This window comes from Pseudomonas putida (assembly GCF_001976065.1).
Classification (GTDB): Bacteria; Pseudomonadota; Gammaproteobacteria; order Pseudomonadales; family Pseudomonadaceae; genus Aquipseudomonas; species Aquipseudomonas serbica.
Map to the genome: position 1 here is coordinate 1 of NZ_MNAH01000015.1, position 20,521 is coordinate 20,521.

The window sequence follows — 20,521 nt, forward strand, 5'->3', positions numbered from 1 at the left end:
CCTGGCAGGCACGCTACGACTACAACTTCGCGGCCATGGGCGTGCCTGGCCTGACCTTCATGACCCGCTACCTCACCGGCGACAACATTGACCTGGGCAGCAACCGTCCCGAAGGCAAGGAATGGGAACGCGATACCGACATTGGTTACGTCGTACAGAGCGGGCCGCTGAAAAATGTCGGGGTGAAATGGCGTAACGCGACGGTGCGCTCCACCAACTTCGGCAGCGACCTGGATGAAAACCGCCTGATCCTCAGTTATACCCTGGCGCTCTGGTAATCCCCCCGCAAGACGGGGCCGCTCGTATCGCCTGATGGTGCGAGTGGCCTCGCGTTCAACGCGCCTTAGCTATGATTTTTTTGCACAACGCACCGGTGTTTATGAGCGTTTTTAATTGATTTTTGCATGCATATACTGAACTCAAGCGCCCGGTCTCGAACCGGGCCAGTCCCAACAAAAACAAACAAGGGCATCCACCGTGAAGACATCCATGCTTGCCATCGTCTCCCCGCTTTCAGGTACCTGCACGCGTCCCGTACGCATTGCTGCGCGCAGCGAAGCTCCCCTCGCCGCTTGACCATCCCGTACCCGTTACCGCGCCGATCGCCCTCGCGATCGATGGAGACTTTAATGAACAGCAACTGCCAACCCTTCCTCGCCGCTCGCGATTTCCTGCTGGCCCACCGCACCGATTACGCCACTGCCGCGCGTGACTTCCGCTGGCCGCAACTGAACGAGTTCAACTGGGCACTGGATTACTTCGATGCCATGGCCGAGGGCAACCATGCCAACGCCCTGTGGATCGTCGAAGAAGACGGCAGCGAGCAGCGCTACAGCTTCCAGCAACTGGCCGCGCGCTCAAACCAGGTGGCTAACCACCTGCGTGCACTTGGCGTGCGCCGTGGCGAGCGCGTCCTGCTGATGCTCGGTAACGACGTCGCCCTGTGGGAAACCATGCTGGCCGCCTTCAAACTCGGCGCGGTTGTCATCCCTGCCACCGCCCTGCTGACTCCCGATGACCTCGGCGACCGTATCGAGCGCGGCCAGGTTCGTCACCTGGTGGTCGGTGCCGCCCACGTCGACAAGTTCGACGGCCTGGGTGACGGCTGCAGTCGCATTTGCGTCGGCCCGGCCCCCGCCGGCTGGACGCCGCACAGCGCCGCCAGCGAGTATTCCGAACAGTTCGACATCGAAGGGCGCACCCTGGCCACCGACCCGATGCTGCTGTACTTCACCTCCGGCACCACCTCCAAACCGAAGATGGTGCTGCACAGCCACCAGAGCTACCCGGTCGGCCACTTGTCGACCATGTACTGGATCGGCCTGCAGCCGGGTGACCTGCACTTGAACATCTCGTCACCGGGTTGGGCCAAGCACGCCTGGAGCTGTCTCTTCGCCCCGTGGAACGCCGGCGCCTGCATCTTCATCCACAACGTCGCGCGCTTCAGCGCCCCGGCCCTGCTCGGCGCCCTGGAGCGCTACGGCGTCACCAGCCTGTGCGCTCCGCCCACCGTGTGGCGCATGCTGATCCAGGAGGACTTGACCAGTTACAAGGATCGCTTGAACCTGCGCGAGCTGGTGGGTGCCGGTGAGCCGCTCAACCCGGAGATCATCGAGCAGATCCTGCATGCCTGGAACTTGCCGCTGCGTGACGGCTTCGGCCAGTCGGAAACCACCGCCCTGGTTGGCAACACGCCCGGTCAACTGCTCAAACCCGGCTCCATGGGCCGTCCGCTGCCGGGCTACCAGGTGACCATGCTCGACCCTGACGGTGTCCCCGGCAATGAGGGCGAGGTTGCCCTGCCGCTGGACGTGCGTCCCCTCGGGCTGATGCTGTGCTATGAGGACAGCCCGGAAAAAACCGCCGAAGTGATGCGCGACGGTTTCTACCGCACCGGCGATACCGCTCAGATCGACGAGGACGGTTATGTCACCTTTGTCGGCCGCGCCGACGATGTGTTCAAAGCCTCCGACTACCGCATCAGTCCCTTCGAGCTGGAAAGCGCACTGATCGAGCATCCGGCAGTGATGGAAGTGGCCGTGGTGCCTAGCCCTGACCCGCTGCGCCTGGCCGTACCCAAGGCGTTTCTGATCCTGGCCCATGACGAACCCGGGAGCGCCGAGCTCGCCGGCAATATCCTCGCCTTCGCCCGCGAGCACCTGGCGCCGTACAAGCGGGTGCGGCGCATCGAATTCGTCAGCGAACTGCCCAAGACCATCTCCGGGAAAATCCGCCGGGTGGAACTGCGACAAATGGAAGTGCAGCGCCGGCAGAGTGATGCACGCGGCGCTCATGAGTACTTCGAAGAAGACTTCCCACAGCTCAAGGGCTGAACCCGGGCCGGTACGCCGGCCTTCCTGAATTCAATTCCGACCGCTCGGCCAACCTGGCCGAGTGGCTTAACTCGCCCCAAAGAAAGTAGGCAGAACTGAAAATGACCTCTTCCAGCATTCCAAGCGTCAAGCTCCTCATCAACGGCGAATTCGTCGAATCGCGCACCACCGAGTGGCGCGACGTGGTCAACCCGGCCACTCAGGAAGTCCTGGCTCGCGTACCCTTCGCCACCGCCGAGGAAATGAACGCCGCCGTGGCCAGTGCCAAGGAAGCCTTCAAGACCTGGCGCAAGACGCCGATCGGCGCTCGCTCCCGGATCTTCTTCAAATATCAGCAACTGATCCGCGAGAACATCAAGGAACTGGCCGCCCTGCTCACCGCCGAACAGGGCAAGACCCTGCCGGATGCCGAAGGTGATGTATTTCGCGGACTGGAAGTGGTCGAGCACGCCGCCTCCATCGGCAACCTGCAGATGGGTGAATTGGCCAACAACGTCGCCAATGGCGTCGACACCTACACCCTGATGCAGCCGCTGGGCGTGTGCGCCGGCATCACCCCGTTCAACTTCCCGGCGATGATCCCGTTGTGGATGTTCCCGATGGCCATCGCTACCGGCAACACCTTCATCCTCAAGCCATCCGAGCAAGACCCGTTGGTGACCATGCGCCTGGTCGAACTGGCGCTGGAGGCCGGTGTGCCCAAGGGGGTGCTCAACGTCATCCACGGCGGCGTCGATGCGGTGAACCTGATCTGTGACCACCCGGACATCAAGGCCGTGTCCTTCGTCGGTTCGACCAAGGTCGGCACCCACGTCTACAACCGCGCCACCCAGAACGGCAAACGCGCACAGTGCATGATGGGCGCCAAGAACCACGCCATCGTCCTGCCCGATGCCAACAAGCAGCAGACGTTGAACAACCTGCTGGGCGCCTCGTTCGGCGCCGCCGGCCAGCGCTGCATGGCCCTGCCGGTGGTGATCCTGGTGGGTGAAGCGCAGACCTGGCTGCCAGACCTGATCGAGCGGACCAAAACCCTCAAGATCAATGGCGGCACCGAACCAGGCACCGACATCGGCCCGGTGATCTCCTGCGCGGCCCTGGATCGGGTCAACAGCCTGATCGCCAGCGGCATCGAAGAAGGCGCCCGGCTTGAACTGGATGGACGCAACCCAAGCGTGCCGGGTTATCAGGACGGCAATTTCGTTGGCCCGACCATCTTCTCCAACGTCACTGCGCACATGTCTGTGTACCGCGAGGAAATCTTCGGCCCGGTGCTGTGTGTCATGCACGCCGCGAGCCTGAGCGAGGCGATCGAGATCATCAACGCCAACCCGAATGGCAACGGTACCGCCCTGTTCACCCGCTCCGGCGCTGCGGCCCGGCACTTCCAGGAAGAAATCGATGTCGGCCAGGTGGGCATCAACGTGCCCATTCCAGTACCGGTTCCGCTGTTCTCCTTCTCCGGTTCGCGCGCCTCCAAGCTCGGCGATCTGGGCCCTTACGGCAAGCAAGTGGTGACCTTCTACACCCAGACCAAGACGATCACCCAGCGCTGGTTCGACGAGGATGACACCGGCGGTACGGTGAACACCACCATCACCCTGAAATGATCTCTGCCGGCCGGCGCACAACGTCGGCCGGCCAGAAACTGAACGGTGCAATACCAGCCATTTCTGGTCGATGTGCACTAGCGCGTCACCACTCGCAAAAGGTAGTCATCATGCATATCGGTTTTCTCGGCCTGGGCAACATGGGCGGCCCAATGGCCCGCAACCTGCTCAAGGCTGGCCACAGCCTGACCGTCTTCGATCCCTTCCCGCAGGCAATCGCCGCCTTGGTCGAGGCCGGCGCCAGCGCCGCGGACTCGCCTGCCGGCGTGGCCAAAGCCGGGGTTGAAGTGATCATCACCATGCTGCCAACCGCAGACCACGTGAAGCAGGTCTATCGCGGCAAGGACGGCCTGTTGGCCAATATTGGCCAGGGCGTGCTGTTGATCGACAGTTCGACCATCGACCCGCTCAGTGCCCGCGAGGTGGCCAAATTCGCCCTTGCCCAAGGCAACCCAATGCTCGACGCGCCGGTCTCCGGCGGCACCGGCGGCGCGACGGCGGGCACCCTGACGTTCATGGTCGGCGGCCCGGTCAGCGTGTACGACCAGGCCCTGCCGATCCTTTCGGCCATGGGCAGGAACATCGTGCATTGCGGTGCAGCAGGTAACGGCCAGGTGGCCAAGATCGCCAATAACATGCTGCTCGGCATCTCCATGGTCGGCGTCGCCGAAGCCATGGCCCTGGGTGTGGCCCTGGGCATGGACGCCAAGGTGCTGGCCGGGGTCATCGGCACTTCCACGGGTCGCTGCTGGAGCTCGGAGATCAACAATCCGTTCCCGGGCGTGCTGGAAAATGCTCCGGCCTCGCGCGGTTACAGTGGCGGCTTTGGTACCGACCTGATGCTCAAGGACCTGGGCCTTGCCACTGAAGCCGCTAAACAAGCGCGTCAGCCGGTGGTACTCGGTGCTGCCGCGCAGCAGCTGTACCAGACCTTCAGCCTGCAAGGTAACGGCGGTCTGGACTTCTCCGCCATCATCAAACTGTTCCGTGGGGAAGCCCAAGCATGAGCCCGCAGCAAGCCCCGGTGCTGGCCAGTGTGCGCAACCGCATCGGTCACCTGACGCTGAATAGGCCAGGCGCGTTGAACACCCTGGACCTGCCCATGGTGACGCTGCTTTGCCAGCACCTGTGGGTCTGGGAACAGGACCCCGAGATCGTCGCCGTGACCCTGCGTGGCGCCGGGGAAAAAGCGTTCTGTGCCGGTGGCGATATCCGCATGCTGTACGACAGTCACAAGGCCGGCGACAACCTGCACGAGCGGTTTCTCGAGGAGGAGTACGCCCTTGACGAGTACCTGCATGGCTACTCCAAACCGGTGCTGGCGCTGCTCGATGGTTTCGTCCTGGGCGGCGGCATGGGACTGGCGCAGGCTGCCTCGCTGCGAGTGATCACCGAACGCACGCGGATGGGTATGCCGGAAGTCGGCATCGGCTTTTTTCCCGATGTCGGCGGCAGCTATTTCCTGCCGCGCCTCCCGGGTGAGTTGGGTATCTATCTGGGGGTCACAGGCGGCCAGGTACGTGCCGCCGACGCGCTCTATGCCAAGCTGGCCGACTACTATCTGCCCAGCGAGCGGCTGGCCGAACTGGATGCCGCGCTGGATCACTTGAACTGGACTTGCGCGCCCGACGAAGACTTGCAAGACCTGCTCGCGGGCCTGGCCACCGAGCGTATTGCGGGATCGGAACTCAAGGCGTATCACCAGGTGATCGATGAATATTTCGCCCTGCCCGATGTGCCGGCGATTCGCAATGCGCTGCAGCGCGAGCAGCGCCCCGAGTTGCGCGACTGGGCCGAACAGACGGTCGAGCTGCTCGACAGCCGCTCGCCGCTGGCAATGGCTACGACACTGGAACTGTTGCGGCGCGGTCGATACCTGAGCCTGGCCGATTGTTTTGCCCTGGAGCTGCACCTGGACTACCAGTGGTTCGACAAGGGTGACCTGATGGAAGGTGTGCGCGCCCTGATCATCGACAAGGACAAGACCCCACGCTGGAACCCGCCAACCCTGGCGGAACTGATACCTGCGCGGGTGCAGGCCTTTTTCAGCGACTTTCACCCGGCCTCTGGCAAACCTATTCGCACCGCCCGTTCGGCAGGAGACTCGCAATGCACGATATCGAATTGAACGAAGAACAACGCATGATCCGCGACATGGCGCGCGACTTCGCCCGCAGCGAAGTCGGCCCGCACGCCCCGGCCTGGGAAAAGGCCGGCTGGATCGATGACGCCGTGGTGGCGCAAATGGGCGAACTAGGCCTGCTGGGCATGGTCGTGCCGGACACCTGGGGCGGCAGTTACACCGACTATGTGGCCTACGCCCTGGCCGTGGAAGAAATCTCAGCGGGCGACGGCGCCCTCGGCGCATTGATGAGCATCCACAACTCAGTGGGCTGTGGCCCGCTGTTGAAATATGGCAGCCCAACCCAGCAAGACAGCTGGCTGCCGCTTCTGGCCAGCGGCCAGGCCATTGGCTGTTTCTGCCTGACCGAGCCACAGGCCGGCACCGAAGCACACAACTTGCGCACGCGCGCCGAACTGCGCGACGGCCAGTGGGTACTCAATGGCGCCAAACAATTCGTCAGCAACGGCAAGCGCGCCCGGCTGGCTATAGTCTTCGCCGTCACCGATCCGGAGCTGGGTAAAAAGGGCCTGTCGGCTTTCCTGGTGCCGACCGACAATCCCGGATTCGTGGTCGATCGCAGCGAACACAAGATGGGCATCAAGGCATCCGATACCTGCGCGGTGACCCTGAACAACTGCACGATACCCCAGGATCATTTGCTGGGTGAGCGCGGCAAAGGCCTGGCCATTGCCCTGTCCAACCTGGAAGGCGGTCGCATCGGCATCGCCGCCCAGGCCCTGGGCATCGCCCGTGCCGCCTTCGAGGCCGCGCTGGCGTATGCCCGCGAACGCATCCAGTTCGGCAAGCCGATTATCGAACACCAAAGCGTGTCCAACCTGCTGGCTGATATGCACACCCGGCTCAATGCCAGCCGCCTGCTGGTGCTGCATGCCGCGCGTCTTAAAAGCGCCGGGCAAGCGTGCCTGTCAGAAGCCTCGCAAGCCAAGCTGTTTGCCTCGGAAATGGCTGAGCGCGTGTGCTCCAGCGCCATGCAGATCCATGGTGGTTATGGCTACCTGGAGGATTACCCGGTGGAACGCTACTACCGCGATGCGCGCATTACCCAAATCTACGAAGGCACCAGCGAGGTCCAGCGCCTGCTGATAGCCCGCGAGCTGGCCCACTACGCGCTCTGAGCCCCAGGCCGGACGCTCCCTGCGTGCGGCCGCCCCTTTTTCTGCCCGCCTTCCGGAGTTGCCCATGCTCGGCCTGCGTAATATTCCCATCAGCCGCCGCCTGTGGTTGATCCTGCTGACGTCCATCCTGATGCTGCTGACGCTCGCTGGCCTGATGCTCAAACAGAACCATGACGACCTCCATGGGGCCAAGGCGCTGAAAACCCGCCACGTGGTCGAGACGGTCAGCGGCATCCTGCGCCATTTTCACAACCTTGAAGGCCAGGGTCTCGATCGTGAGCAAGCGCAACAACGGGCCAGCGCGGTCATACGTGAGCTGCGCTATGACCGTGGGGATTACTTCTGGATCGAAGACCTCGACACCCGCATGGTCATGCATCCCAATGCCAACCTCGAGGGCAAGCGCATGGCCGGCACCCGCGACCCTGATGGCAAGGCACTGTTCGACGAGATGGTTACCGTGGCGAACCGCGACGGCTCCGGCCTGGTGCACTACCGCTGGCCAAAGCCGGGCTCCGACATGCCGCTGGAGAAGGTTTCCTACGTCGAACTGTTCAAGCCCTGGGGCTGGATCGTGGGCTCGGGTATCTACATCGACGACGTGCAAGTCGAGTTCCGCCGCCAGCTGGTTCAGGCCTTCGTCATTGTGATGACGATCGCCCTGCTGCTTAGCGCGCTGATCCTGCTGATCGCCCGCAGCATAGCCTCGCCACTGGCGCAGGTGGTCAATGCAATGGAGAACATCGCCAGCGGCGAAGCCGACCTGACCCACAACCTGGACAGTCGCTGGCGTGATGAGCTGGCCGCTGTGAGCCGCCACTTCAACGGGTTTACCAGCAAACTGCGCTCTGTGATCGGGCAGTCCGTGCAGACCGCCGACAGCCTGGACAAGGCCTCGCATTCGCTCGGAGAGATTGCTGGCGACAGCCAACGCCACAGCCAGCAGCAGTCACAGCAAATGGAACTGGTGGCCGCCGCCATTCACGAAGTTTCTTACGCTGTGCAGGAAGTGGCGAAGAACGCCGAGCACGCTGCAAATGAGGTACGTCAGGCCGATCAGCAGGCGCGCCAAGGTCAGCACAACATCGACAGCAGCCTGCGCCAGATCGACCAGTTGTCCGACACCATCGGCCAGGCCGTCGAAGTGATCCAGAGCCTGGCCCAGGAAAGCACCCAGATCGGCAGCGTACTGGAAGTGATCCGCGCCATCGCCGAGCAGACCAACCTGCTGGCGCTGAATGCCGCCATTGAGGCGGCGCGAGCTGGAGAACAGGGCCGCGGATTCGCCGTGGTAGCAGACGAAGTGCGCCTGCTGGCCCAGCGCACTCAGCAGTCCATCACGCAGATCCAAGTCATGATTGAGCGCCTGCAGGGCAACTCGCAAGCGGCGGTAAAAGTCATCAATGCCAGCAGCCAAGCCGCTCAACAAACCGTGGAGCAGGCCCGCGAAACCGGTGAAAGCCTGTCCCAGATCATCACTGCGCTGCGCAACCTCACGCAGCTGAACGCCTCAATGGCCAGTGCCACCCTGGAGCAGTCCCACGTCGTCGAGGACATCAACCAGAACGTCATACGTGCAGCTTCGCTGGCCCACGAAAATGCCCTGGCAGCAGACCAGTCCAACGAAGCTAGCCAGAAACTGCGTCAACTGGCGGGCCAGCTCAATGGGCTATTGGGGCAGTTTCGCGTATGAGATGGATAAGCGCGGATGGAAATGATCCCATGACTGCCTCCCAGCCAATGACGTCCCGTTGCACCAGCCCGAAATCTGTCAGGGCGAGCCCCACCGAACAAGTGCACCACTCGCGCTTCCTGGAAACCCGCAGTAAAGCGCTCGAGCTGTTCGCCAAGTGTGGCTTCAGCCGGGTAAGCATGCGCGACCTGGCCTCCCATCTGGGCATCAAGGTCGGCTCCATTTACAACCATATTGATAGCAAGGAAGCACTGCTGTACGAATTGATCGAGGAACTCTACGAACAGTTGCTTCATGGCGCCATCCTGGTAAGCCGTCGCAAATCCGCACCCGCCGAACGACTCCACGGCCTGTTTGAGGCGCACCTCCTGCTGCATGAGCGTATGGGGGAGCATTTCCGCCTGGCGGAATATGATCTCCATTGCCTGAGCCACGAACAGCAAGCCTTGATCCTGACCCTACGTCGGCGCTATGAGGCACACTTGGTGGGAACGATAGAGCAGCTCACGGGTACAGCGGCGAGCGCCATCCAGCGCGCTACCTTGAGCAGCATTGTTTCCCTGCTAAACCAGCTGCCGGCCTGGATTGGAGAGTCCCAGGCTGGTAAGGGAGCACGGCGCAAGTTGCTGCATGAGATAGCCATGGGAGCCCTCCACGGTGCATTGCAGGCGACTCATGCATCCGGTTGAAATCTCGAAAAACCGATCATCTAACGCGCGTGAGACAGCGCCCCTAAATGCCAACATGTACATTCGGCTGTAGCTCGTTGAGGCAGTCCCTTCCACCGGCTGCACGTTAACATGTTGGCGGGTTAAATCAGCGCCTGACCCCAGCGGAAGCCTCCCTCATTAGTCGAAACCTGTGAGGGCAAGCTTGCTTGCGCAAGCGGTGGGTGACTCGACAGGGATGTTGAAGCTTCTGGCTTCTTCGCGGGCAGGCTCGCACAGCAGCACAAAGCGACTACGCCACCTGCATCAACTTCGCATACACCTGCAAATGGTGGTCGTCATCGCCAAACTGACGGGCAACCATCAACAGGTGCTTGGCATGGTGCGACTGCATGTATTCCCAAGTCAGGCCGATGCCGCCGTGCAACTGGATGCCCTGGTCGGCGACAAAGCGGCTGGCGCGGCTGACGATGAACTTGGCTGCGGACAGGACCCGGCTGCGCTCGTCACTGTCGGCCTGATCGGCGACGCAGGCGGCGTACAGGGTCATTGAAGTGGCCTGGTCCAGCTCGATTCGCATATCGACCATGCGGTGCTGCAATGCCTGGAACTTGCCGATCGGCTGGCCGAACTGCTGGCGGGTCTTCAAGTAATCGAGCGTCAACGCACAGGCTACCTCCATGCTGCCAACGGCCTCCGCGCATTGGGCTGCGATGCTGCGGCCCTGCTGGTAACGCAAAGCCGGCAAGGCCTGGCCCGGTTCGCCAAGGAGCGCGTCGCTGTCGACGAACACATCTTCGAGAAACAGATCGCAAGCCTTGCGCCCATCCACGGTGTCGAAGACGCGCCGATGCACGCCGCGAGCTTGCGGGTCGAGCAGGAACAGGCTGATGCCGTTCTCATCGCGCACGTTATCGCTGGTGCGTGCCGAAACCACGATCAACCCGGCGCTTTGCCCACCGACAATCACGGACTTGCGGCCGTTGAGTTTCCAGCCACCGGTTACCGGCTCGGCGAAGGTCTGCACGTCACGCAATTGGTAATGACTCTGCGGCTCATCGACCGCCACCGCCAGTTGCAGGCTGGCGCTGGCGACTTGCGGCAACAGTCTGTCTTTCTGCGCTTCGCTGCCCAACTGGGCGATCAGGCCACCGGCAAAAATCACCGAATGCAAGTAAGGCTCAAGGCAAAGCCCGCGACCCAGCTCGGTCATGATCAGCATGTTCTCTATGCCAGTACCCGCATAGCCGCCATACGCCTCGTCAAAAGGCACGGCGCACAACCCCAGTTCGCCCAACTGCTGCATGAACGACGCGCTGAAGCCGTGGGTGCTTTGGCGATACTGTTCACGATGCTCGAAACCGTAAACATCGCGCACCAGGCGCGCGGCGGTTTCCTGCAGCATCAGTTGCTCTTCTGTCAGTTTGAAATCCATGATCGGGTGCGCCTTAGAGTTCGAGGATCATTTTCGCGATGATGTTTTTCTGGATTTCGTTGGCCCCGCCATAGATCGAGGCCTTGCGCGCATCCAGATACTGATAGGTGGCCGCGCTGCTGTAGTCCGTGTACAGCAACGGCTCACTGCCGTAATCCAGTTCATCCTGAATGAACGGCATGGCATACGGGCCCACGGCTTTGCTAATCAACCAGGTGATCGCCTGCCGGATCTCGGTACCCTTGATCTTCAGGAACGAGCTCTCCGCGCCAGGGACTCCACCATCGCGAACCGCTGCCAAAGTACGCAGGCTGCTCATTTCAGCGGCCATCAACTGCATCTCGACTTCGGCGATTTGTGCCCGAAACAGCGGGTCGTCTATCAATGACCGGCCATCGCGCCGTTCTTCACTGGCGATGTGTTTCAGACGGTTGAGCAGCGCTTTGTTGTGCGCAATTCCGCCAATGCTTGTGCGTTCATGAGTCAGCAAATACTTGGCACAGGTCCAGCCCTGATTTTCCTCGCCGACCAGATTGGCCACCGGTACCCGAACGTTGTCGAAGAACACTTCGTTGACTTCATGCTCGCCGTCGAGGGTGATGATTGGTCGTACAGTGATGCCCGGTGTCTTCATGTCGAGCAGCAGGAAGGAAATGCCCCGCTGCTGGCGAGCCTCCGGGTCGGTGCGTACCAGGCAGAACATCCAGTCGGCATAGTGCGCCAGGGTGGTCCAGGTTTTCTGGCCGTTGACCACGTAGTGATCGTCCTCGCGTACGGCACGGGTTTTCAATGACGACAGATCGGAGCCCGCACCCGGTTCGGAGTAACCCTGGCACCACCAGTCATCGCAGCTGAGTATGCGCGGCAGAAACCGAGCCTTCTGCTGCGCCGTACCGAACTTGATGATGACCGGGGCCACCATCTTCAGGCCGAACGACACAACCTTGGGAGCGCCGGCCGCGAAGCACTCTTCGTCGAAGATATGCTTCTGCACGTCCGACCAGCCCGTGCCACCGAACTCGACGGGCCAGCCTGGAGCCAGCCAGCCCCGGCGGTTCAGCGTCCGCATCCACTGCACTTGATGCTCTTTGCTCAAGCGCTTGCCTTGGGATATCCGCTCGGCGAACTCGGTCGGCAGGTGGTCGCGCAGGAACGCCCGGACGTCCTCGCGAAAGACGCGTTCGTCCGCTGTGAAATCAATGTCCATCCATCCACTCCAAAAAAACCTTTGCTCAGGCACTTATCCGAATGCTGCAAAAACCTGTGGAGTCGGGCTTGCCCGCGTCCACAGGGATCAGAGGCTATTCAAGGATTTCACTCGTCGAAAATGATCACCGAGCGAGCCAACTCACCACGGCGCAACTCATCGAACGCATCGTTGATCTGCTCCAGCTTGATGCGCTGGGAAATCATTTCGTCGAGCTTGAGCTTGCCGGCCATGTAGAAATCCACCAGGCGCGGCATGTCCACCGGGAAGCGGTTCGACCCCATCAACGAGCCCTGGATGCGGCGTTCGTGCAGCAGTTGCAGCGGGTCCAGTTCGATTTTCAGACCGGGCTTGAGCATGCCGATCACGGTGGCGGTACCGCCGCGCGCCAGCATGGCGAATGCTTGTTCGGCGGTTTGCTTGAGGCCGATGCATTCGAAAGCGTGGTGCACGCCGCCCCGGGTCAGCTCCATCACTTGCTTGGCCGCATCGCCGTTCTTGCCATTGATCAGGTCGGTGGCGCCGAACTGCTTGGCCAACTCCAGTTTGGAGTCGAGCATGTCGATGGCGATGATCCGCCCGGCCCCGGCCAGTGCCGCGCCGTTGATGGCTGCCAGACCGATACCGCCACAACCGATCACGGCCACAGTTTCACCCGGACGCACCTTGGCAGTGTTGAATACAGCACCAGTGCCGGTGGTGACGGCACAACCGAGCAGCGCGGCCCGGTCCAGTGGCATGTCACGACGAATCGCGACACAGGCGTTTTCATGCACCAGCATCTGCTCGGCGAATCCTGACAGGTTGACGAACTGAGGGATTGGCTTTTGCACGTAGGTCAAGCGTGATTCTTCGTCCTTGCCACGCTTGGTTTCCGGCGACACGCAGCGCGCCAAGTGGCCGGTCACACAGTGATCGCAGTGGCCGCAAAACACAGTCAGGCAAGTGACTACGTGATCGCCCGGCTTGACCGAACGCACTTCGGAACCGACCTGTTCAACCACGCCGGCGGCCTCATGACCCAATACCAACGGCCCCGGATACGGGAACGAGCCATCAATCACATGCAAATCCGAATGGCAGACACCGACCGCTTTGGTACGGATCAGCACTTCACGCGGCCCCGGTTTGCTGATGCCCACTTCTTCAATGACCAGCGGGGCTCCAACCTGGTGGAATACAGCAGCTTTCATGGCAGTTCTCTCAAGAATGAAATGGGGTTCAGGCCGGGTTCGGTGCGGTACGCAGCACGGCTTTGGCATGGCTGAAGGTGCGGAAACCGTCGATGCCGTGATAAGCACCCATGCCGCTCTGACCGACGCCGCCGAACGGCAGGCCTTCGGTACTGGCATGGCTCAACACGCCATTGAGGGTCACGCCACCGGAACAGGTGCGGCTCAGCACATGCGCTTCCTCGGCGGCATCGTTGCCGAAGTAATACAGGGCCAACGGACGCGGGCGCGCATTGATCCGGGCGATCACTTCGGTGATGGAGTCGTAGGGTTTGATCGGCAGCAGCGGGCCGAAGATTTCGTCCTGCATCACTTGCAGGTCGTCTCCCGGGTCGCGCAACAGCGTCGGCACAATCTTGTTGCGCGTCCCCTCGTTAAAGTCTTCCGCGGCCGCGTTCAGTTCGATCAGCTCGACACCGGCGTCGCGCGCTTCACTGAGGTAGCCCAGCAAACGCTCGTAATGGCGGCTGTTGATGATCGAGGTGTATTCGGGGTTGTCCTTGAGCGTCGGCAAGAACCCGGCAACCACTGCTTTGGCAATGGCAATGAAGGTATCGACCGATTCCCTTGGCACAAACACGTAATCCGGCGCGACGCACAGCTGCCCGGCGTTGAGCAGCTTGCCGATGACGGTCTTGGCCACCGCGTCCTTGAAATCCGCAGTACGGGAAATGATGGTAGGCGACTTGCCGCCCAGTTCCAGGGTCACCGGGACCAGGTTTTGCGCCGCCGCGCGCAGAACGTGTTTGCCGATGCTGGTAGCCCCAGTGAACAACAGATGGTCAAACGGCTGACCGCAGAACGCCTGGCCAACATCCGCACCGCCCAGCACCACCGCCACTTCGTCTTCGGCGTAGACCGAACGGATCAGCCGCGCAATCAGGGCCGAAGTATGCGGGGTGAATTCCGAGGGCTTGATCATCACCCGGTTGCCGGCGGCCAAGGCGCCGGCGAGTCCGCTGAAGACCATGTAGCCCGGGACGTTCCACGCGGTGACAATGCCCACTACACCCAGGGGCTGATACTGAACCCAGGCTTCACCGGCTCTGGCCTTACGCTTTTCAGGACGCATCCACTCGGCCACTTCGGCCTGGGTCTGCTTGAGGGTGGCCAGCGGCGACAACACTTCGCTGCCCCTGGAGAATCCAGGGCTGCGATGACCGAAGTCAGCTGTCAGGGCGTCGATGATTTCCTGCTCGTGGCGGACCAGTAGACCGATCGCCCGCCCGAGCAGTTCGCAGCGCTGCTCGGCGCTCCAGGGTTCGCTGCCCAGGAAGGCCGCCCGCTGTATTTCCAGAACCGAACGGATGTCCGTGCTCGTCCAACTCTCGATGGCGCTCATCACTACCTCTCTTGTTGTTGTCTGGACGCCACCGCGATTGCGCAGCAGTGCGTCGGGTTGGCTGCATGGTTGTCCATCGGTCGCGCCGCGCCGCCACCCGGATCAGGTGGGTGGCGATTCAAGACGACCGGTTCAGGCCAGAATGCCCATCGCCTTGGCGCTGTTGATGGCCTGGGTACGACGGCAGGCGCCGAGCTTGACGTTGATGTTCTTAGCGTGGCTCTTGACGGTGTTCACCGAAATTAACAGACGATGGCTGACTTCGCGCACCGACATGCCTTCGGCCAGCAGCTTGAGCACCGAGACTTCGCGCGGTGTCAGGCCGTCCTGGTAATCCGCCACGCCGGCAGGACGCGCCGAGGGAGTTTCATCGCTGTAGCCATCGATTTCACGGGTCTGGTTCCGGGCTTTTTGCAGGCCAATTGGCTCCTGATAACACACACGGTCGATCTTGCCCCAGTGCATGCGCCGCTCGGCTTCGTGCAACAGTAAATGCGCCTTTTCGCTGTCATCACTGCGCGAGGCGATCTCGGACAACAGCAGGTAGGCATTGAGCACAAATGGCGCGCAGCAATCGCGGACCTGCAATAGACCCGCTTGCAGGACCTGTTCTGCTTCAACCATCCGTCCTTGCTGCACCAGCAACTCGCCCTGCAGGAGCATCAGCCGTCCGAGCAGTGGATAGGGTTGGGTCCGGCTGCCCGTCAGTTGCGCAAGTTCGGTGCGCAACAGCGATTGCGCCAACCCTGGCTGCCCTTGAAGCATCATCAAGCGCACCCGATCGCTGTTCACCAGCACTTCGGCCTCACGACTGCCCCGCCGCCGGGCAAGCTCCAGCGAGTGCTCCAACAACACCTGAGCCTCGCTCAGTTCGCCGGATTTCATGGCGATGCGCGCCAACGTGCACTGGCACAACAGCACCGATAGCCAGTCCTGGGCCGTCAAATGGCGAAGTGCCGAATGGCAGTGCAGACGCGCCGGCTCGTGCTGCCCACGCAGCGCGTGCAGGGTTCCATACAGCGCCTGCCAGTTCGCCAACAGACGTTGATTGCGCTGCTGATCGGGCAGCGGGAAAAAATGCCCAAGCCGTTCCAGGCATTCCTCGGCTTCGTCCAGCCGGCCGCTGAACAGCAGCGCCTTGGCGCACAGGTAAATCAGGCGCGAGCTGCTGTGCAGCAACTGCGGTTCGATGCGTTCGCGCCAGTCCATGAAGCGGTCCAGGTGCCGTTCGCTCAAGATCCAGCTCAGCCATAACCGCTCCATGTAACTGGCCGCCACTTCCGGCTGATCGGCACTGAGCGCCTGCTCGACTGCATCATCGACCTGACCCAGGACGCTGAGCAGTTGGCAGGCACGCAAGCGCAGCCGATTGAGCGGCAGGCCGCTCAATCGGTCTTGCAGCGCCTGCGCCACAGCGGGCAACAAGCGAAACCAGCCGGGCTGCTGGTCGATCTGGACGAGAAAAGCCTGTTCGTCGAGCAAGCTCTTGAACACCCGGGCGCCCTGCTGTCCTTCCCAGAGTTGCTCGCAAAGGTCGGCGCTGGCCTTGGACAAGTGGGCCAGCCCGTAGAGAATCTCGCGCTGTTCGTCGTTAAGGCGCGCACACAGTTCACGCTCAAGGTACGGACCGAGCAAGGCCGAGGGCAGCAGACGAACTCCCGCACACCACCCAGCCGTTTGATGCCACAGTTCTTCCTTGGCGGCGGTATCAGCGGTCGGCATGAGCAAACTGACCAGCGATTCGAATTCATCAGGTTGCAGGGCCAGTTGCCGGGAGTCCAGCTCCAGCAATTCGCCGCTGAGCATCAGTTGCGGGAGGTTCCATTCAGGGCGTTGGCGGCAGGTGACCAGGATTTGCAAGTTTGGGTTTTGCAGGGACAGGAGCTGGTCGAACCAGTGGTTCAGATCCGTTGGCATTTGCGACGGCAGATCATCGAAGACCAATCGAAGTGGCACGACCGCTGAGGCATTATTGCCTGAAAGGGACTCTTCGCTGGCCAGCCAGCTGCTACAGGAGTCAGCGAGCCCTTGCAGGAGCTGGCTGGCCAGCGAAGGCGATGGATCAGCCGCCACCCACCCCAGGGCATCAGCCAGCATCAAGCCCAAGGACTCCAACGTCTGCGCTCGCCCGCCAAGACTTACCCAGACCACCCGCCCCGGCTCAGCCTCTACCCGCAAGTACTCGCGCAACAACGCTGTTTTTCCATAACCGGCAGGCGCGCAAAGCAGCTGCAACCGGCGCTGCTCGCGCTTGAGTTCGTCGCACAAATGCGGCCGTGGCACAAACATGGCGGACCTCGCTGATGGTGTGAGGTTGCCATCATTGGACGAGAAAACTGTTTGCGCGCCACCCACATCAGGTGGGGGCTGTCGGAATGCACAACGCCCTGCGAACAGGGCGTTGGTTCCAGCGAGGTTGAACACTCAGCGGATGCCGGCGTTACGCAGCGCAGACGGGGTGAAGTCGGTCATCTTCGCGGTCATGCCATAGGCCGTTGCATGTTTGGCCTCATTGGTCATCGCCAACACATTGTAGCGACCCGCAATCAGGTCATAGATCCCGAGCATGGCGAAGTTAGAGGCACCACGCTCGTAGTCGTTGATTGCATAACCTTCGGCGACACGCCACAACTGTCCACGGCCGTCGTAGTGATCGACTTCGGCAAGCTGCCAGGTATCTTCGTCGAAATACAAGTCACGCTTGGCATACACATGGCGCTGGCCAGGTTTCAGGGTCGCCTCGACGTGCCACACGCGGTGCAGCTCATAACGGGTCAGGTCCTGGTTGATGTGCCCCGGCTTGATGATGTCGTCGTACTTAAGCTTCGGCGACTGCAGGCGGTAGTTGTTGTACGGGATGTACAGTTCCTTTTTTCCCACCAGTTTCCAGTCATAGCGATCCGGCGCACCGTTCATCATGTCGGTGTTGTCAGCGGTACGCATGCCATCGGAACCATTGCCTGGTCCGTCGTAGGCCACTTGCGGGGCGCGACGCACGCGGCGCTGACCGGCGTTGTAGACCCACGCCAGACGCGGCTCCTTGACCTGATCGATGGTCTCGTGGATCAGGATCACACTGCCGGCCATGCGCGACGGAGCGGTGATTTCCTGTTTGTAGTAGTACAGAACGTTTTCGCCCTGACCGCCTTCCACGCCTTCCATCAACTGCGGGAACGCCAGCTGGTCGTTGTACTCGACGATGGAGTACGAACCATTGGTTTGCGGTGCGGCCTGGGCCGCCTGGCGCTCCATGTTGCCGCCGCGATAACGGTTGGTGTGATTCCAGTAAACCTCGACACCGTTCTTCGGAATGGGGAACGGAAAGTAACGGGTTTGTGCGAAGTTCAGCAGGCCGTTGCCGTCCGGCGTCAGTTCGGTGCTCACCGCGCTTTTCTTGGCAATGTCATAGATGTTCTGCGGCGAAGCCGCTGTGCGCTGGGTCTTGTACACCGGGATCTTGTAGCTATCCGGATAGCGCTTGAACATCGCCAGTTGGCCCGGTGTCAGCTTGTCCTTGTACTGGTCGGCATTGGCCGCGGTGATCACCAGTTGCGGCTTTTCACCGGCGAACGGATCGCCGAGAAAGCCGTTGTCGAGTGCCGCCGCGCCGGGTTTCAAACCACCGGTCCAGGCAGGAATACTGCCGCTGGCATTGCCCTCTTTCTGGGCGCCCAATGGCGTCAGGCTAGTGCCCAATTGGGCGGCTTCCTGTGGGGTAACCGCAGCCATTACACCCGTGGCCAGCAGCGACAGACTCAGGGCGCCAGCGCGCAGGATCAGACGTGCGTTCATGTTCAGACAGTTCATGTTCAATTACCTCTGGGGCAGCGTTGCGTCAGAAATTCACGCCGAAGCTGAGCGCAACGTAGTCGCGGTCGACGTTGGTATTGAAATCGCCACCGAAGTAGTTGGTGTAACTCAGGCTGGCGGTGTAGGTGTTCTGGTAATCGGCATCGACGCCCAGACTGACGGCTTTGGAGCCTTCATCGAAGTTCGGGCCGTAACCCTCGACGTCGTGGGACCAGGCGATGTTGGGCGACAGGTTGATGCCGGCGAACACGTTCTGGTAATCCAGCTTGCCGCGCAGGCGATAGCCCCAACTGTTGCTGGTGTAGAAGCCATCGTCATTGCATTCCTGCGCCGGGTTGCTCGCCGATGGCGTACCGGAGGCGGTGCCGCGACAAGTGGCCGCGCCCGCAGCGCCCGGCAGTTCGCCGGAACCGAAAGCCGGGCTGCGACCGAAGCGCAGGTCCGAACCATCCGCCTTGCCCAGGTCATTGATGTGGTTGTAACCCACCTCGCCCACCAGGGTCAGACGACTGGCCCCCAGCACCTGATCGAAGAACTGGGTCGCGGTCACTTGCGCCTGGGTCACCGGCATGCGCTTGTAGCCATTGACTTCGGCGCCCAGGTTGCGACCGGCGAAACCGGTGGTAATCAACGGCGAGGTCGCACCGAAGGTGGCGGCGGACAACAGGTCAGCGGTGTTCAGTTGCAGCGGCATGTTTGGCCGGTAGCTGACTTCCCCCCCTAGCGACACACCCGAGACGTTGGTCTGGAAGCTCAGGCCGTACAGGCGAATGTCTTCCGGATAATCGATGAAGTAGCCGGTGCTGCGTGCAGAGGTCACGCCACCGGCAGCGCTGCTCATCTGATGGATGCTCAGGTACGGGTTGCGGCTGTGGTAGTTCATCGCGTAGGCGCCGAACTCGGTGTCGTTCGCCTCCGGAACGTACCAGCGCAGGGCCAGGCCATATTGACCGCTATCGCGGGCATCGTTGTCTTTGAGGCGAGGAATGAACGCGTCATCCGAACCGGCTGCAATGGCGGCCAGACCGCCGGTATTGCTGGCCTTGCCCGGGGGCAGGTCAAGACCGGCGATTACCAGCCGGTCGTTACAGCCTTGCGGCACGCCATCATTGCCGAAAAACGTACCGCAGTTGTCGACGATCGATTTGTCCCACTCCAGCTGATAGAACGCTTCGGCGGTGATGTTGTCCGCCAGGCCCTGCGACACATAAAGCAGGTTGACCGGAATCAAACCTTCTTTCACCTCGGCACCCGGGCGACGCAAAGCAGCGACGTCGATTGGGTTGATGCTGTTAATCGAGTTGCCAATGAACGTACTCTCGCCCCAGCTCACCACTTGCTTGCCCAGGCGAACGTTGCCGACCTGATCGCCGATGCTGTAGTTGTGGTAGACGAAGCTGTCGAGGAACATCGCCCCGGACGATTTCGCCGCGCGGTCACGTCCCGAGTCATCGATGTCGTAGAACGGACGGCTCTCGTCCATCAGTTCGAAGTCATACCAGTATTTGCCCCGCACAAAGGCGCCGCTGTCGCCGTACTTCAGCTCCAGGTCATGCACACCCTTGAAGATCTTCGAGAAAGTTTCACCTTTCTTGAAGTTCAGGCGGTTGTCGTCGGTGGTCCGCGAGGCGGACTCGCCACCGCTGACGCCCTGAGAGTTGAAGTTGGAAATGAACTGTTTGTCCGGATCAGCCACAGACCAACTGGCGCCGATCGACAACGACGAGTCGAACGTCCCTTGAATCTCCCCGATATTGAAATTCACAGCGTGAGCCTGATTGCTCGCGCAAGTGGCAAACATTACAGCTACGGCCAGCAGACTTGGCTGGAAGACTCCGCGCATTGTTGTTTTTGTCATGCGGTTTCCCCGATTGAAGATGACGTGGTGAGTGCCCATGCTAGCGAGGCTCCCCTGTTGTCCTCACACCCG

At 61.5% G+C, this 20,521-nt stretch carries 15 protein-coding genes; 8 read left to right on the forward strand and 7 right to left on the reverse strand.

The window, feature by feature from the left end; all coding sequences use genetic code 11:
- From BKX96_RS31110 to BKX96_RS31145, 8 genes are all read left to right on the forward strand, one after another.
- On the forward strand, nt 1-278 hold a 278-nt coding region (locus tag BKX96_RS31110), incomplete at its 5' end, for an OprD family outer membrane porin (protein WP_143512492.1).
- A 351-nt stretch (nt 279-629) separates the two neighbouring features.
- Nucleotides 630-2,333: an AMP-binding protein gene (locus BKX96_RS31115; protein ID WP_077186330.1), complete on the forward strand. Its 1,704-nt coding sequence runs from the start codon at nt 630-632 to the stop codon at nt 2,331-2,333.
- Nucleotides 2,334-2,434: 101 nt separating this feature from the next.
- Complete coding sequence (locus tag BKX96_RS31120; RefSeq protein WP_077186331.1) at nt 2,435-3,943, forward strand: CoA-acylating methylmalonate-semialdehyde dehydrogenase; 1,509 nt, start codon at nt 2,435-2,437, stop codon at nt 3,941-3,943.
- Nucleotides 3,944-4,053: 110 nt separating this feature from the next.
- The gene (gene mmsB, locus BKX96_RS31125; protein WP_077186332.1) at nt 4,054-4,950 is read left to right on the forward strand and encodes a 3-hydroxyisobutyrate dehydrogenase; all 897 of its coding nucleotides are present in this window, start codon (nt 4,054-4,056) and stop codon (nt 4,948-4,950) included.
- Nucleotides 4,947-6,071: an enoyl-CoA hydratase/isomerase family protein gene (locus BKX96_RS31130; RefSeq protein ID WP_077186333.1), complete on the forward strand. Its 1,125-nt coding sequence runs from the start codon at nt 4,947-4,949 to the stop codon at nt 6,069-6,071. The genes mmsB and BKX96_RS31130 overlap by 4 nt, the downstream gene beginning before the upstream one ends.
- On the forward strand, nt 6,053-7,204 hold the full coding sequence (locus BKX96_RS31135; RefSeq protein WP_046817372.1) for an acyl-CoA dehydrogenase family protein: 1,152 nt from the start codon (nt 6,053-6,055) through the stop codon (nt 7,202-7,204). Before BKX96_RS31130 ends, BKX96_RS31135 begins: the two co-directional genes overlap by 19 nt.
- 64 nt (nt 7,205-7,268) lie before the next feature.
- Nucleotides 7,269-8,897 (forward strand): methyl-accepting chemotaxis protein, encoded by a 1,629-nt coding sequence (locus tag BKX96_RS31140; protein WP_046817371.1) that lies wholly within the window; start codon nt 7,269-7,271, stop codon nt 8,895-8,897.
- Nucleotides 8,898-8,926: 29 nt separating this feature from the next.
- Nucleotides 8,927-9,586, forward strand: a complete 660-nt coding sequence (locus BKX96_RS31145; protein ID WP_052760649.1) for a TetR/AcrR family transcriptional regulator — start codon at nt 8,927-8,929, stop codon at nt 9,584-9,586.
- Between the two features lie 271 nt (nt 9,587-9,857).
- Here BKX96_RS31145 and BKX96_RS31150 read toward each other — a convergent pair whose 3' ends face one another.
- From BKX96_RS31150 to BKX96_RS31180, 7 genes are all read right to left on the reverse strand, one after another.
- Entirely contained in the window at nt 9,858-11,000 is a 1,143-nt protein-coding gene (locus tag BKX96_RS31150) for an acyl-CoA dehydrogenase family protein (RefSeq protein ID WP_077186334.1), read from the reverse strand.
- Nucleotides 11,001-11,013: 13 nt separating this feature from the next.
- Complete coding sequence (locus tag BKX96_RS31155) at nt 11,014-12,207, reverse strand: acyl-CoA dehydrogenase family protein (RefSeq protein ID WP_046817369.1); 1,194 nt, start codon at nt 12,205-12,207, stop codon at nt 11,014-11,016.
- A 107-nt stretch (nt 12,208-12,314) separates the two neighbouring features.
- Complete coding sequence (locus BKX96_RS31160) at nt 12,315-13,400, reverse strand: Zn-dependent alcohol dehydrogenase (RefSeq protein WP_046817368.1); 1,086 nt, start codon at nt 13,398-13,400, stop codon at nt 12,315-12,317.
- Between the two features lie 28 nt (nt 13,401-13,428).
- Nucleotides 13,429-14,781, reverse strand: coding sequence for a coniferyl aldehyde dehydrogenase (locus BKX96_RS31165; protein ID WP_046817367.1), 1,353 nt, complete (start codon nt 14,779-14,781; stop codon nt 13,429-13,431).
- Nucleotides 14,782-14,913: 132 nt separating this feature from the next.
- Complete coding sequence (locus tag BKX96_RS31170; protein ID WP_077186335.1) at nt 14,914-17,070, reverse strand: LuxR C-terminal-related transcriptional regulator; 2,157 nt, start codon at nt 17,068-17,070, stop codon at nt 14,914-14,916.
- Between the two features lie 135 nt (nt 17,071-17,205).
- A complete protein-coding gene (locus BKX96_RS31175) occupies nt 17,206-18,573 on the reverse strand; it encodes a DUF1329 domain-containing protein (protein ID WP_046817365.1) in 1,368 nt (455 codons plus the stop codon).
- 43 nt (nt 18,574-18,616) lie between these two features.
- Nucleotides 18,617-20,449, reverse strand: a complete 1,833-nt coding sequence (locus BKX96_RS31180; RefSeq protein WP_046817364.1) for a DUF1302 domain-containing protein — start codon at nt 20,447-20,449, stop codon at nt 18,617-18,619.
- Nucleotides 20,450-20,521 lie beyond the last annotated feature (72 nt).

Coding starts and splice junctions, on each gene's coding strand:
- mmsB (WP_077186332.1), top strand. CDS start 4,054: ATGCATATCGGTTTTCTCGGCCTGGGCAACATGGGCGGCCCAATGGCC.
- BKX96_RS31180 (WP_046817364.1), bottom strand. CDS start 20,449: ATGACAAAAACAACAATGCGCGGAGTCTTCCAGCCAAGTCTGCTGGCC.
- BKX96_RS31150 (WP_077186334.1), bottom strand. CDS start 11,000: ATGGATTTCAAACTGACAGAAGAGCAACTGATGCTGCAGGAAACCGCC.
- BKX96_RS31140 (WP_046817371.1), top strand. CDS start 7,269: ATGCTCGGCCTGCGTAATATTCCCATCAGCCGCCGCCTGTGGTTGATC.
- BKX96_RS31175 (WP_046817365.1), bottom strand. CDS start 18,573: ATGAACGCACGTCTGATCCTGCGCGCTGGCGCCCTGAGTCTGTCGCTG.
- BKX96_RS31170 (WP_077186335.1), bottom strand. CDS start 17,070: ATGTTTGTGCCACGGCCGCATTTGTGCGACGAACTCAAGCGCGAGCAG.
- BKX96_RS31130 (WP_077186333.1), top strand. CDS start 4,947: ATGAGCCCGCAGCAAGCCCCGGTGCTGGCCAGTGTGCGCAACCGCATC.
- BKX96_RS31120 (WP_077186331.1), top strand. CDS start 2,435: ATGACCTCTTCCAGCATTCCAAGCGTCAAGCTCCTCATCAACGGCGAA.
- BKX96_RS31115 (WP_077186330.1), top strand. CDS start 630: ATGAACAGCAACTGCCAACCCTTCCTCGCCGCTCGCGATTTCCTGCTG.
- BKX96_RS31160 (WP_046817368.1), bottom strand. CDS start 13,400: ATGAAAGCTGCTGTATTCCACCAGGTTGGAGCCCCGCTGGTCATTGAA.
- BKX96_RS31155 (WP_046817369.1), bottom strand. CDS start 12,207: ATGGACATTGATTTCACAGCGGACGAACGCGTCTTTCGCGAGGACGTC.
- BKX96_RS31135 (WP_046817372.1), top strand. CDS start 6,053: ATGCACGATATCGAATTGAACGAAGAACAACGCATGATCCGCGACATG.
- BKX96_RS31145 (WP_052760649.1), top strand. CDS start 8,927: ATGACTGCCTCCCAGCCAATGACGTCCCGTTGCACCAGCCCGAAATCT.
- BKX96_RS31165 (WP_046817367.1), bottom strand. CDS start 14,781: ATGAGCGCCATCGAGAGTTGGACGAGCACGGACATCCGTTCGGTTCTG.